The sequence below is a fragment of the Clostridium lamae genome (assembly GCF_033043255.1).
In the GTDB taxonomy this organism is placed as follows: domain Bacteria; phylum Bacillota; class Clostridia; order Clostridiales; family Clostridiaceae; genus Clostridium; species Clostridium lamae.
Map to the genome: position 1 here is coordinate 79,034 of NZ_JASCQJ010000011.1, position 14,937 is coordinate 93,970.

At 28.4% G+C, this 14,937-nt stretch carries 12 protein-coding genes; 10 read left to right on the forward strand and 2 right to left on the reverse strand.

The genetic code is table 11. From position 1 onward, the window contains the following. The 8 genes from QK892_RS07780 to QK892_RS07815 all read left to right on the forward strand — a co-directional run bounded on the left by QK892_RS07780 (nucleotide 1) and on the right by QK892_RS07815 (nucleotide 11,470). Entirely contained in the window at nucleotides 1–1,743 is a 1,743-nt protein-coding gene (locus tag QK892_RS07780) for an ABC transporter ATP-binding protein (RefSeq protein ID WP_317272978.1), read from the forward strand. Further along, entirely contained in the window at nucleotides 1,744–3,513 is a 1,770-nt protein-coding gene (locus QK892_RS07785) for an ABC transporter ATP-binding protein (protein WP_317272979.1), read from the forward strand. A gap of 442 nt (nucleotides 3,514–3,955) precedes the next feature. Further along, nucleotides 3,956–5,902: a ribosomal protection-like ABC-F family protein gene (gene abc-f, locus QK892_RS07790; RefSeq protein WP_317272980.1), complete on the forward strand. Its 1,947-nt coding sequence runs from the start codon at nucleotides 3,956–3,958 to the stop codon at nucleotides 5,900–5,902. A gap of 84 nt (nucleotides 5,903–5,986) precedes the next feature. After that, on the forward strand, nucleotides 5,987–7,165 hold the full coding sequence (locus QK892_RS07795) for an MFS transporter (RefSeq protein ID WP_317272981.1): 1,179 nt from the start codon (nucleotides 5,987–5,989) through the stop codon (nucleotides 7,163–7,165). Between the two features lie 452 nt (nucleotides 7,166–7,617). Then, on the forward strand, nucleotides 7,618–8,676 hold the full coding sequence (locus QK892_RS07800) for a methionine ABC transporter ATP-binding protein (RefSeq protein WP_317272982.1): 1,059 nt from the start codon (nucleotides 7,618–7,620) through the stop codon (nucleotides 8,674–8,676). Continuing rightward, nucleotides 8,645–9,325, forward strand: a complete 681-nt coding sequence (locus QK892_RS07805) for a methionine ABC transporter permease (protein WP_317272983.1) — start codon at nucleotides 8,645–8,647, stop codon at nucleotides 9,323–9,325. Before QK892_RS07800 ends, QK892_RS07805 begins: the two co-directional genes overlap by 32 nt. A gap of 124 nt (nucleotides 9,326–9,449) precedes the next feature. Further along, nucleotides 9,450–10,271 (forward strand): MetQ/NlpA family ABC transporter substrate-binding protein, encoded by an 822-nt coding sequence (locus tag QK892_RS07810; RefSeq protein WP_317272984.1) that lies wholly within the window; start codon nucleotides 9,450–9,452, stop codon nucleotides 10,269–10,271. A 29-nt stretch (nucleotides 10,272–10,300) separates the two neighbouring features. Next, entirely contained in the window at nucleotides 10,301–11,470 is a 1,170-nt protein-coding gene (locus tag QK892_RS07815; RefSeq protein ID WP_317272985.1) for a M20 metallopeptidase family protein, read from the forward strand. Between the two features lie 68 nt (nucleotides 11,471–11,538). Here QK892_RS07815 and QK892_RS07820 read toward each other — a convergent pair whose 3' ends face one another. Next, nucleotides 11,539–12,786: a C40 family peptidase gene (locus QK892_RS07820; protein WP_317272986.1), complete on the reverse strand. Its 1,248-nt coding sequence runs from the start codon at nucleotides 12,784–12,786 to the stop codon at nucleotides 11,539–11,541. Nucleotides 12,787–13,229: 443 nt separating this feature from the next. Here QK892_RS07820 and QK892_RS07825 point away from each other — a divergent pair, with 443 nt between their 5' ends. Together QK892_RS07825 and QK892_RS07830 are read left to right on the forward strand one after the other, a co-directional pair. After that, entirely contained in the window at nucleotides 13,230–13,637 is a 408-nt protein-coding gene (locus QK892_RS07825) for a hypothetical protein (RefSeq protein WP_317272987.1), read from the forward strand. Then, nucleotides 13,624–14,148 carry a hypothetical protein gene (locus tag QK892_RS07830; protein ID WP_317272988.1) on the forward strand — a complete coding sequence of 175 codons (525 nt, stop codon included), beginning with the start codon at nucleotides 13,624–13,626 and terminating at the stop codon, nucleotides 14,146–14,148. Before QK892_RS07825 ends, QK892_RS07830 begins: the two co-directional genes overlap by 14 nt. 493 nt (nucleotides 14,149–14,641) lie before the next feature. Here QK892_RS07830 and QK892_RS07835 read toward each other — a convergent pair. Continuing rightward, nucleotides 14,642–14,937, reverse strand: a 296-nt coding sequence (locus tag QK892_RS07835; protein ID WP_317272989.1) for a hypothetical protein, incomplete at its 5' end; no start/stop codon positions are given.

Sequence of the window (14,937 nt, forward strand, 5' to 3'; positions counted from 1 at the left end):
ATGGATAGCATAAAATGGATATTTAGTTATTTAAAGAAACATAGATTAAAATATTTCTTTGCATTATTTTTAGTATTACTAACTTCAGCAATAAATATGATAAATCCATTTATTACTGGCAGAATTGTTGATAGAGTTTTAGGAAAGGGTGAGACATCATTACTTATTCCACTTGTATCAATAATGATATCTGTTGTAATTGTGAAAGGAATTATGACTTATAGCTATCAAATGATATTAGAAATAATTTCACAAGATGTTCTTTTTAAATTAAGGACAGACTTATATGACAAGCTACTGAATTTAGATATTAATTTTTATAGCAGAGTTAAAACTGGAGATCTTATGGCTAGGATGACAGGAGATACTGATGCTATTAGACATTTTGTTGCTTGGGTTGTTTACAATATATTATCAGCTATAACAACCTTTAGTTTTGCAATTATTTCAATGATGTATGTAAATGCTATTTTAACTATATCTATGTTACTTGTTGCACCTATGATTGGATTTATAACTTTTAAAATGAGTAAGAAAATTTTACCTACATTCCATAATACAAGAGAAGCTTATTCAAGATTAAATTCAGTTGTACAAGAGAATATAAGTGGTAATAGAGTAGTAAGAGCCTTTGGTAGAGAAGATTTTGAGATTAATAAATTTACCATTGAAAATGAAAATTATAGAAATAAAAATTTAGATACAATAAATGTTGCTAAAAAATATATTCCAAAGCTTGAGTTTTTCTCTAATAGCCTTTCTGTAATTATGGTATTAGTTGGTGGGATTTTAGTATCTATGGAAAAGATAACCTTTGGAAATATTATTACTTTCAGTAGTTTGCTATGGGCATTAAATATGCCAATGAGAATGAGTGGATATTTAATTAATGATGCACAAAGATTTATAGCTTCTTCTGCTAAAATTATGGATTTATTAAAAACAGAAAGCAGTATAGTAAATAAAGAGTGGGCACGTAACATTAATAAATTTAAGGGAAATATTGAATTTAAAAATGTAAGCTTAGTTTTAGAAGGAAGAAAAGTTATTAATAATATTTCCTTTAAGGTAGATGCAGGACAAACAGTTGGATTAGTTGGACATACTGGTTCAGGAAAATCTCTTATAATAAATTTACTTTCAAGATTTTACGATGCTACAGAAGGTGATGTTTATATTGATGGAATTAACGTAAAAGATATAGATTTAGACGTTTTAAGAAGTAATATAGCTACAGCTATGCAGGATATATTCTTATTTTCAGATACGATTAAAGATAATATAGCCTTTAGTAATCCAAGAGCAAATCTCTCTGAAATAAAGAGAGTTTCTAAAAAAGCCCAAGCTCATGGTTTTATTAAGAAATTAGATGAAGGTTATGAAACTATAGTAGGGGAAAGAGGAGTAGGTCTTTCAGGTGGACAAAAGCAAAGAGTTTCACTAGCTAGAGCAATGATGAAAAATGCTTCAATATTTGTATTAGATGATGTAACTTCTGCAGTGGATATGGAAACAGAAAAGAAAATTCAATATGAGTTAAAGAATATGAAAGAGAAGAAAACTACATTTATAATTGCACATAGAATTTCTTCATTAAAACAAGCAGATTTAATATTAGTATTAGATAATGGGGAAATAGTTGAAAGAGGAACTCATGAGGAGCTTGTACAAAAGAGAGGATATTACTCAAATATATTTTATACTCAATATGGTAATTTAGACATAATGAAGGGAGGAGTATAAATGGCTAGAAATAAATATGATGTAGATGAAGAATTAGAAGTTGGATTTAATCTAAGTTATTTAAAAAGATTATTAAAGTATATGAAGCCTTATAAGAGCAAGATAACAACTTCAGTATTTTTAATGTTAATATCAAGTGCACTTTCATTATTAGGACCAGTAATAATGAAGACAGCAATAGATAAATATATACCAAATAAGGATATTAAAAGCATAGTTTTGATTTCAATTTTATATCTAATGATATTTGTAACTATAGCAATAATTATGAAGCATAGAATGCACACTATGGGTAACGTTGGACAAAGTATATTAGTTGATATGAGACATGATTTATTTAGAAATCTTCAATTTGTTCCATTTAATTATTATGATACAAGACCTCATGGAAAAATATTAGTAAGAGTAGTTAATTATATTAATTCTCTTAGTGATATCTTATCTAATGGTTTTGTAAATTTAATTGCAGATATGGTTACCTTAGTTATGGCACTAATATTTATGTCATTTTTAAGTATAAAGTTAACCTTAGTTACTTTAATTGGTATCCCTATACTTATGATAGTTATGCTATCTTTAAAAAATGCACAAAGAAGAGCTTTCCAAAGAGTTAGTGCAAAGCAATCTAATTTAAATGCCTATATTCATGAAAGTATAAATGGAATAAGAGTAACACAATCTTTTGCAAGAAAAAAAGAAAGTATGGATACATTTAAGGAACTTTGCTTAGAAAATAGTAATGCATGGATGAGAGCTGTAAGATTAAATTTCTTAGTTTGGCCAAGTATAGATATTATTTCTGTAACATCAGTAGTTTTAATTTATACTTTTGGAATTTTAGTATTTAGAGATTCAGTTTCTTTAGGATTAATAGCTGCCTTTGTTTCATATGTATGGATATTTTGGATGCCAATAATGAATATAGGTAATTTCTATAATACATTAATTAATGCAATGGCTTACCTAGAAAGAATATTTGAAACTATGGATGAAGAACCAGAATATGATAAGAAGGATGCAATAGAAATAAAGGATATACAAGGCAATGTAGAGTTCAAAAATGTAAATTTTGAATATGAAAAAGATAGTGCTATTTTAGAGAATTTAAGTATGAATGTTAAATCAGGAGAAAAAATAGCTTTAGTTGGACCTACAGGAGCAGGCAAAACTACAATAGTTAACTTACTTTCAAGATTTTATAGAATAAAGTCAGGTGAAGTTTTAATTGATGGAATAAATATAAATGATGTTACATTAAAGTCTTTAAGAAAAGAAATAGGTGTTATGCTTCAAGATCCATTTGTTTTCTCTGGAACAATAATGGAAAACATAAGATATGGAAGATTAGATGCTACAGATGAAGAAGTAATACAAGCTGCTAAGATAGTTAGAGCAGATGATTTTATAAAAGAATTTAAGGATGGGTATAACACTAATTTAAATGAACAAGGAAGTGGGTTATCGGTTGGACAAAAGCAACTTATATCCTTTGCTAGAGTATTATTATCAGATCCTAAAATATTAATTTTAGATGAAGCAACAGCAAGTATAGATACTGAAACAGAAGCATTATTACAAGAAGGAATTGAAGAACTGCTAAAGGGAAGAACATCTTTTGTAATAGCTCATAGATTATCAACTATAGTTAATTCAGATAAGATAATGTTTATAGGAGATAAGAATATCTTAGAAGAGGGAACTCATAATGATTTATTAAATAAAAAAGGATTATATTATAATTTATATAAGTCACAATATTTAGATATTTAATTTGAAGTTAAGGTAAAATATGGTACAATAATATAAAAGGTATTGAAAGGGGAATGTAAGTAATGACACCAACTAATTGCTAATATAAATTAATTTTTAATTTTATATTTATTTTATAATGAGCAAAAAATTCACCTAGTTAATTAGGTTTTATTGTTATGCTCTTTATGGAAGAAAGCATTTAGAAGGTAACTTACATCACTGAATACAAGGATCATAGTTTAAATAAGTATTCTTTTAATTAGATTAGCCTAAACTGACATAAGGATTATTTATGTTATTTTTGATAGTTTATAATTAGTTAGAGTATTGTTATATTAAAGACTATTATAATAATGTTATTTCAGACTGTAGGGAGAGAAAATCTTCTTACGGTCTTTTTGTTTTAAATCTTTATACTTTTACCTTAGATCATTAATATACAAGGAAAGAAGGGGTATTTATGTTTGAATTGTCATTAGTTAATGTAAAAAAATATATGGAAGCAACTCTTGTGCTTAAGAATATTAATTTTCAAGTTTATTCTGGAGAAAAGGTTGGTATTGTTGGGGTTAATGGAAGTGGTAAAAGTACTATATTAAGGTTAATTGCAGGAATACTACCAATGGATTATTGTGTTGGATATCCAGGTGCTACTAGTCCTGGGTATGATGAAGGTTTTATTAATATGCCTAGTGGTGCTACCTCAGCATATTTAGAGCAAATACCACAATATGAAGATGGTATTAAGGTTATTGATGTATTAAAAATGGCCTTTCATGAAGTTTATAAAATAGAAGAAAAAATGCATGAATTAGAAGAAAAAATGAGGCTTCTAGAAGGGGAAGAATTAGAGAGAACATTAAAAAGATATAGTAATTTACTTCAAAGCTATGAAGTTAAAGGTGGCTACAATACAGAAGAAAAATTAGGAAGAATATGTACAGGGTTAAAGTTTACAGAAAGCTTTTTAGATAAGGACTTTAATTTATTAAGTGGAGGTGAAAAAACTACTGTTATTTTAGGAAAAATATTAATGGATAATCCAGATATTTTATTATTAGATGAACCTACAAATCACTTAGACATGGATTCTATCGAATGGCTTGAAGGATATCTTAAGAGATACGAAGGTATTGTAATTATAGTTTCTCATGATAGATATTTCTTAGATAATGTAGTAAATAAAATTGTAGAAATAGAAGATATGGAAAGTGAAACTTACAAAGGTAATTATTCAAGCTATGTTAAGCTAAAGGAAGAAAAGCTTATTGAGGAAATGCATAATTATAAGGAGCAGCAAAAAGAAATAAAGAGCATGGAAAATACTATAAAAGAGCTTAGAGATTGGGCAATAAGAGGTGGTAGTAGTAAATTCTTTAAAAGAGCTGCTAGTATGGCAAAAAGGCTTGAAAAAATGAAAAATAGTGATGAGGCACAAAAGCCAAAGGTTGAAAATAAGACTATGAAGTTAAATTTTAAAAGTAGTGAAAGATCTGGTAATGAAACTATAAAAGCAGAAGGTCTATGTAAAAGCTATGATGATAAAATTATTTTTAATGAGGCTGATTTATTAGTAAACTTTAAAGAAAGAGTTGCTTTAATTGGACCTAATGGTAGTGGGAAAACAACTTTTCTAAGAATATTACTGGGAGAGGAAGCTCCAGATAAAGGTAGAGTAGAATTAGGGGCTAATGTAAGATTAGGATATTTACCACAGGTTATTACTTTTAGTAATGAGGATCATACTGTACTTCAAGCCTTTAGGGATAATATTTCTATATTAGAAGGGCAAGCAAGACAGTATTTATCTAAGTTTATGTTTTTTGGGAATAGTGTATTTAAAAAGGTTAAGTCCTTATCTGGAGGAGAAAGAATAAGGTTAAAGCTTTCTATACTGCTATATGAAGATATAAATTTATTAATATTAGATGAGCCAACAAATCATCTTGATATTGATTCAATAGAAACTTTTGAAGAAGCTTTAGAAGAGTTTAAGGGAACTATTTTCTTTATATCCCACGATAGATATTTTATTAATAAAATTAGTGAAAGAGTTATTGCTATTGAAGATTATAAATTTAAAAGTTATCTTGGAAACTATGATTACTATAAGGAAATACAAGATAAATTAAAGCTAGAAAAAGAGAGTAGGATTATTGAAGAGCAAAAAGAAATAAAAAAAGAAAAGAAGAAAAAAGAAGTAGATGAAGTAAAAAAGAGAGAAAGCGAAATAAAAAAACTAGAGGGAAGAATCCAAAGGCTTGAAGAGGAAATTGGTGATATGGAAGAAGCTATGGCAAATCCAACAATGAATCATGAGGAATTAAATGAGTTGTTTTTAAAAAAGGAAGAATTGAACTTAGAATTAGAAAATGTAATGGAGGAGTGGATGAAAATCAACATGTAATTTTTATAAATACTCAGTCAAGTGAATTTTTTTATTATAAAAGATGATACTAATAACTGAGTATTTATAAAAAGGAGGATTTTTATGGACTCTCTTTCTAAGAAGTTTTCAAAATATCTTCTTGTTTCTTCATTGGGATCTAGTATTATCGGAAGTATTTTTGTAATATTTCTAAGTTTCATAAAGGGATTTGATGCGAAACAAATTAGCTTTATTGTGGGAACAACGCCATTAATAGTACTTCCTATATTTTTGATGTGGGGAAGTATATTAGATAAATATAAGAATGTAATTAGACTTAGTAAACTTATAAACCTATCAAATATAGTTACTATAGTGTTATTAATATTAATAAATAATTTCATTCTATTTTTTATAATTAATTTAGTAAGAAGTATTTTACTTCAGCCTGGAGGAACATTAAATGATAAGTATTTATTAAATATATCAAAGGTTAAGGAAGGTTCTTATGGGCATATTAGAGTAATGTTAACTATTGGATATGGACTTGCAGGTATAATAGCACCAATAGCAATAAAGCTTGGTGGAGTGTATTTAGCGATAATAGTAGGAAGTATCTTAATATTACTAAGTATTTTTACACTAAATAAGCTCTCACACGTAGAAGAAGATGTTATAGAAAAAAATGAAACAAGCAAAAAAAGTAGAAAAGGACTTTTAAAATCTATAATAGAGTTGTTAAAAAACAAAAGATATTTAAGGTACTTAATAATAATATCAGTTATTTGGGGAACTCAAAATGCTGCTGCTGGATACGGAATTCAAATTATGTTAATAGATTTAAAGGTATCAGATGCAATTATAAGTCTTATTCCTTTTGTAATGGTTATATTTGAGATTGTTCTCTTATTAACTTATGACAAAATTAAGATATTAGAAAAAACAGATATAGCACTATTAATATCACTTATAACTCTCTCAGTTAGATGGGCAATAATGATTTTTACAAATTCTTATATAGTAATTTTAATTATAACAATGCTTCATGGAATAGTAACAGGAATAGTGTTACAAATACAAAATAAAATAGTTGGAAACATTGTACCTCCAGAGCAACACTTTATAGCATTTATATTAATGAGCTCATTATCAGGTACTATTTTACCAAGTATTTTAAATTTAACTACAGGAGTGTTATATAGTAATCACGGAATAAGGATATTTGGGATGGTGTACTTAGTTTTAGCTATTATAGCCTTGATATTATTAAGCAGTAAAATATTCCAAAGAAAAAAAGCATAAAAAAATATTTTTTATATTGACAAATACAAAATAGATATATAGAATATATATTAACAATTGAATATTTTTCCATAAAAGACGGAGGGACTGGCCCAAGGAAGTCAAAGTGCGAAGCACAATGCGTAATTGATAATGCATAATGCATAATTAAGGTGAAAACTACTAAAGTAGTTTTTAAGATTTAGTTAAGCATAGCGCAATATTAATAATGCAGAGTTAATAATGTAAAGTGATTAATGTACAATTTGCTAATTTTCATAATTCAGCTTGTCTGAATTATTTCAACAAGTACGCATTATCAATTATGCATTATTCATTAACAGCTGGCACTATTCCTGCAGTTACTACTGCGTCTGAAATATGAGAACAAAATATGTGTATATTACACTGCTTTCTTATTTTTTAGGAAAGCAGTTTTTTTTATACAATTTTTTATAAAGGGAGGGAAATTTATGATTCTATTAAAAAATCTAAGTAAAACTTATAACACAAAAGCTGGACAAGTAGAAGCACTAAAGGATGTAACACTAAACATTAAAAAAGGTGAGATTTATGGAATTATAGGTTTTAGTGGAGCAGGGAAATCCACATTGGTTAGATGTATTAACCTCTTAGAGAAACCAACTAGTGGTGAAGTATTTATAGATGGGAGAGAGCTTAGTAGCTTATCAAATAAGGAGCTTAGGGAAGAAAGAAAAAAGATAGGTATGATATTTCAACATTTCAATCTTATGAAATCTAGAACTGTATTTGAAAATATCGCTTATCCACTTAAAGGTAATGGATATTCAAAAGAAGAGATAAAGAATAAGGTTAATGAGTTATTGAAACTAGTTGAATTAGAAGATAAAGCTAATGTTTATCCCTCACAACTAAGTGGTGGGCAAAAGCAAAGAGTTGGGATTGCAAGAGCTTTAGCAAATGATCCAAAAGTTTTACTATGTGATGAAGCAACAAGTGCCTTAGATCCACAAACTACAAAATCAATATTAAGGCTTTTGAAAGAAGTAAATAAAAAGTTTGGAATAACAATAGTGATAATAACTCATGAAATGCAGGTAGTAAAGGAAATTTGTACAAGAGCTGCTGTAATGGAAGATGGGAAGGTTGTTGAAGAGGGGAATATATTTAAAATATTCTCAGAGCCAAGAGAGACGATAACAAAGAGCTTTATAGATAGTACATCTTTATTAACTAACATTTATGATTTAATTAAGGACGGATCTTCAGTAGTTGATATAAAGGAAGATGAGAAGATATTAAAACTAAAATATTTAGAGGATAGTACAAGTGAGCCAATAATTTCAATAGTGTCTAGAGAATTCAATGTAGATACTAGCATAATCTTTGGCAATATAGAGATAATCCAAGACTCTCCTTTAGGTGGGTTAATAGTAATCATAAGAGGAGAAGAAAGTAAAATTAATAATGTTATAGAGTATCTTAAAGAAAATAAGGTGGAAGTAGAGGTGATTAAGGATGGAAAGCATAGTACAAAGATTATTGCCTAATGCAGTAACAAAGATACCAGAAATTTATAAGGCTACTTTAGATACCTTACTCATGATTTTTGTAGCAGGAGCTATTTCCTTTGTTATTGGACTTATATTAGGGGTGATATTAGTTGTAACAAAGAAGGGGAATATACTAGAAAATAAGCCAATTTATTATGTTTTAGAAAAAATAATAAATATAACAAGATCAATTCCATTTATAATTTTATTAGCAGCAGTAATTCCATTAACAAGAGCTATTGTAGGAACTGCTATTGGAACAAAGGGTTCTTTTGTACCATTAGTTTTTGGAACAATACCTTTCTTTGCAAGACAGATAGAAAGTGCTTTATCTGAAATTGATAAGGGGGTAATTGAAGCAGCAGAGTCAATGGGGTCATCATCACTTGAAATAATATTCAGAGTTTATTTAAGAGAAAGTATTCCTAATATAGTAAGAGCTACGACAATAACATTTATAAGCTTAGTAGGTTTAACAGCTATGGCAGGCTCGGTAGGGGGTGGGGGCCTTGGTGACCTAGCTATAAGATATGGCTATCAAAGATATCAAGTGGATATAACTTTTGTTACTGTAATAATACTACTTATATTTGTAAATATAATCCAAGGGGCAGGAAATTTAATAATTAAAAAAACAACACATTAGTTAGGTAATAGTGAATAAGTAATAGTGAATAAGTAATAGTGAATAGTGAAGAGTGAAGAGTTTGGGGAATTAATATTGAACAGGCAATAAGCAATAAGTAATAAATAAAAAGGAGAGTGTAAATATGAAAACAAAAAAAATATTAAATATTATATTATCAGGAGTATTAGTTTTATCATTAGCAGGCTGTGGGGCAGCAGAAGCTAGTAAAGAGAATAAAGTAGTTAAAGTAGGATTAGTTGGAGAAAATACAGAGCAATGGGGACCAGTAATAAAAAATCTAGCAGAGGAAGGAATAACTGTAGAGCTTGTTACTTTTTCAGATTACAGTCAGCCTAATCAAGCTTTATCAGATAAAGAAATAGATTTAAATGCTTTTCAGCATTATGCATACTTGAATCAAGATATTAAAGATAGAGGACTTGATTTATCAGTTATAGGAGAAACAATAATAGCTCCGCTTGGAATATATTCTAATAAAATAAAATCATTAGATGAATTAAAGGATGGAGATTCAATTGCAATACCAAGTGATGCAACTAATGGAGGAAGATCTCTTAAAGTTTTAGAAACAGCGGGAGTTATAAAGGTAAATCCAGAAGCAGGTTATACACCAACATTAAGTGATATAACTGAAAATCCTAAAAATATAAAATTTGTAGAAGTTGAAGCAGCACAAACACCAAGATTATTAGATGATGTAGCTGCTGCATTTATAAATGGTGGACACGCTGTTGATGCAGGATTTTATCCAAGTTCAGATGCTATATATTTAGAAAAAGTAATAGAAGGCAGTGATAATCCATATATAAATATAATTGTTGCAAGAACAGAGGATAAAGATAATGAAACTTACAAAAAAGTTGTAGATGCATATAGAACAGAAGAAGTTGCAAAAGTAATAGAAGAGCAATATAAAGGCGCATATCTACCAACTTGGAAATAGAAATTTATAAATAGAAGGGGGCAAATTCAATGAGTATAAAAGATTATGTTTTAAAAGAAAAAGATTATATTATTTCTCTACGAAGAGAATTGCATAAATATCCAGAAGAGAGTTTAAAGGAATATAAAACAGCAAAAAGAATTGAAGAAGAGTTAGATAAATTAAATATTCCACATAAGAGAATAGGAGACACAGGGGTTTTAGGGTTGATAAAAGGGGCTAATTCAAGAGGGAAAGTTATAGCTTTAAGAGCAGATATAGATGGGCTTAAAGTTCCAGATGATAAGGAAGTAGAATATAAATCACAAAATGAAGGATATCACCATGCTTGTGGTCATGATGCACATACAGCTAGTCTTATTGGAACCGCAAAAATATTAAAAGAGAGAGAAAATGAATTAAATGGGGAAGTAAGATTATTCTTTCAACAAGCAGAAGAAATTGGACAAGGGGCTAAGATATTTATTAAAGAGGGCGCATTAGATGGGGTAGAAGAGATAGTTGGGGCACACGTATCCTCTCATATAGATATTGGAAAGGTATCAGTAACAAGTGGACCTATATCAGCTTCATGTGATTACTTTAAAATAAAGGTAAAAGGAAAGGGAGGACATGTATCTGTACCACATTTATCAATAGATGCTTTATATATTGCAAGCCAAATAGTTATTAATTTGCAATCAATAGTAAGTAGACAAACAGATCCTGTTGATACAGTTGTTGTAGGTGTTGGTGTAATTAGTGCGGGCACAATATATAATGCAGTAGCAGAAGAAGCGGTACTAGAGGGAACAACAAGAACTTTTTCCTTTGAAACAAGAGAAAAAACTAATAAGAATGTAGAAAAAATAGCAAAATCTATTGGAGAAATATATGGAGCAGAAGTTTCAGTAGAATTTAAAGATTATGCATCACCACTAATAAATGATGAAAAAGTTAGTGAAGAAGTGGTAGCTATTGCTAGTAATGTAGTTGGTGAAGAAAATGTACTAACTAATCAGCCTAAGAGATTAGGAGCAGATGATTTTGCAGAATTTTTAATAGAAGTTCCAGGCACATATATTCATGTAGGAACTAAAAACTCAAATAACTCAAACACTTCTGCAGAACATCATAATCATTTATTTGATATAGATGAAGAGGGTCTATTAATAACTACAAATATAGAAGTAGACTATGTATTGAGTAAGCTACTGTAAGGAATGGAAGAATGGTCCCCAGGGGAAAATCCCCTGGGGATTTTCCCCTGGGGACCATAAAATGGAAATCAGTTAATAATTCTCTTTGCTGAAGTGATAGCATTTAAATTTATAGGTTGTATCCTTACAACATCTCCTGTATTTGGCGCATGAAGTATATAACCCCCATCTATATAGAATGCTACATGGGTAGCAGGTCTTCCCCAAAATACTAAGTCACCAGTTCTAAGTTCAGATAAACTTATACTTGTTCCAAAATTCTGCTGATCTTGTGATACCCTTGGTAAATAATATCCAAACTGAGCATAACAATATTGTACTAAGCCAGAGCAATCAAAGCCACTAGGACTTGTACCACCCCAAACATAAGGTACTCCTTGAAATTGGCTAGCATAGGCTACAACTTCTGCTGCAGTATAATTATTGCTTACTGGATAATTTGTATTATTATATTCTTCATTACTACCTCTATTTGGTTGAGAATGCTCATTTTGAGCCAGTTCCTCTTGCCTTCTTGCTTCCTCTTCAGCTTGTCTTCTTGCTTCCTCTTCAGCTTGGCGTCTTGCTTCTTCTTGTCTTTGCCTTTCTAGCTCGGCTTGAATTCTTTGTTCTTCTAATAGAGCAGTTATATTGGCTACTTCTGCTTTTTCACTTTCTATCTTATATGCTAAATTAGCTTGAACTATATTTAACTCATTTAATTTTTCTTGTTGTTCATCAATCATAAGTTTCATTTCGTCAACTATAGATTGCACTTCGTTGTTAGCTTTTTCTAATTCAGATTTATTTAACTCTAAAGTTTCTTGTTCACTAATTAAGTCTTTCTTAAGCTTATCCAATTCTTCTATATTCTTTTTACTTGCACTAACTAAGGCTGAGTAATTATAAAAGTTATATGCTGCATCAAATATATTATCTGATTTAAATACAACCTCTACATAAGATAGGTCTCCACCAAACTTGTACATATTACGTACAAAGACATTCTTTTTAGCTTCTTTTTCAGCTATTTCCTTAGTGTACTGATCTATTTTTAGAGTACTTTGATATATCAGATTGTTAATGATAGTTATTTCTTCTTCAATTATAGCTTTTTCATATAATGCGCTTTCTATCTTACTATCTAATTCTTGAATAGCAAGTCTCAGTTCTTCTTCTTGAGCTTCATATGAACTTAGTGTAGCCGTATCTTCTTCTATACTTTGATTGTACTGCTGTAGTTGCTCCTCAAGAGGATTTGCATAAACTACTTTATCTAATGTAGAAATTGATAAAATAAATATTAAGACTAATGATAGTCTTTTTCTAAAATTCATTTCTTCACCCCTCTTTAATATAGCCATGACAAGGTAAATGCTCAATTGATTATGATTTAATATAAAACACAAAGACAGTCCTAAGACTGCCTTTTATTTTAATATAGAATCATAATAATCTATTTCTATTAATGCCTTTTACTAACATGGTTTCAACTCTTGTAGATGATTCAATATTAGCAGTCCCATATCTATAATATATATAGGATATTAATATAATTAAGATTTTCATTAATTTAATTTCATATAATTAAAGATACATAAACTATATTTTTAATATATCTATGTATATTTATTGTAAATAATTTGTGTAATTATAGTTTACCATATATTCCTATTTGTTACAAATAAAAAAATAATAAATAAATAAAATTTACTATTTTTAGGATATAATTAATTTAAGGATAAAAAGAATTATTAGAAATGAATAGGGAGGAATTAAAGTGAAAAGTAGGTCTTGGCGGAAATATATTATATATCTTATTCTGATTGTTGGTTTATATATTACAGGTACATTATTATTGGAGATGCATTATGATAGGGCCGCAATAACATTTATGTATAACTATTGGCTAATAACATTAATTAGAATTATATTTTATGGAGGCATTGGCGTAGTATTAGGATTAGATGGATTCTTAATAGAATTAAAGCGTGAAGGAAAGTGGAAATTTAATATTCCTAAATTAATAATATTAGGAATACCTTCTCTTATTTTTTCGATACCATATATAGTAATTCTTGTACCAATTTCAAATTCATTTTCTAATATCTTTACTATATCAAGTATTATTTTAGGTTATACTTTAATATCAAGTCTATATAAAGAGGTAGAAGATGAGAAGCAATAAGAAAAAAATATTTATTATTTTAATATCACTAATCACTTTATCTATTTTGGGATGTACTAATAATTCACCTTATACTTTGACTGATAATGAAAAAATTGCAAAAGAAGATATAGAGAGTAGGGGTTATAAGTTTATTAAGTCTAAAGGTGAAATAGATAAATATATATTGGATAAAACTAAAATATGTGGAGGAACAGAAACAATTCCATATCAACAAATATGGGGTGTTCAAAGTATAAAGCCTGATGAATATTTTGAAAAGGAAATAACAACATATGAATTTATAGTAAATAACCATCCACTACAAGAACAAGACAACAATGCAAAAAATGGAGTGCAATTATATTATATGTTTGCAGATGGAAAAATAATAGGAGGCTACTCTTATCCAAATAAAGATGTAGTTGGAGCGATTTCATCTTTAGATGGTAAAACTTTAGAAGAGGTAACTGGATTAGATTTTTCTGAATGGACTGAAGAATGGAATGATAGATATTCTAAAAATAGATAAATAAAAAACTATGGTTTTTTTCTTATAAACCATAGTTTTCTTAGTTAAATTTTATAATATTTATTTTTACGTAATTGTATGTTTTTTATATCTTTATATAGTTCTAAGTAATCCAAGTATTCTTTTGAATCCTTTTTAAAGTCTATTGAGGTAGGACTCAGAAACATATATAATTCATCACTCCGTATAATATTGAAATCATTAGTATCGAAAACTTCATTTAAACCTCTTATTGAAAATAATAAAGTAGTATTATAACTTTGTTTTCCATCTGCAAGGTAATATACATTTATTTTATCTGGAAGCTCTTGAATTCCAAATTTATTTTCCCATTTATTTGGGAAGGTTAATGATATTCCTAATTCTTTATTTTCATAAAGATAAGACTTATTATCTTGTGTAATTAATTCACTATTAAGTATTAAATCATATTTAGTAAAGTTATGCTTGTAATTATACTTTCCGATGAAGAAGCCAAAAATAATAGATAATATTATGGTAATTGTAAATAAGACATATATTTTTTTAGAGATTTCTTTAAATTTTTAAATTCTTCAATAACAATAAGAGAATTATTTTCAGCTTTAAGTAAGGATATAAACTCTTCTAAAGTAACAGGCAAAACAGTATTAGGAATAAAAATTAAAGACTTCTTATTTTCTAAAGCTAAAATTAATCCATATTTCATAATATTGACTTCTTTAATTCTATTTAGTTTGAATTTAATATAACTAAATTCATTTTCTCTTATTAAATAACCATCTTCTATAGTAAAGTAGAATGTACTTT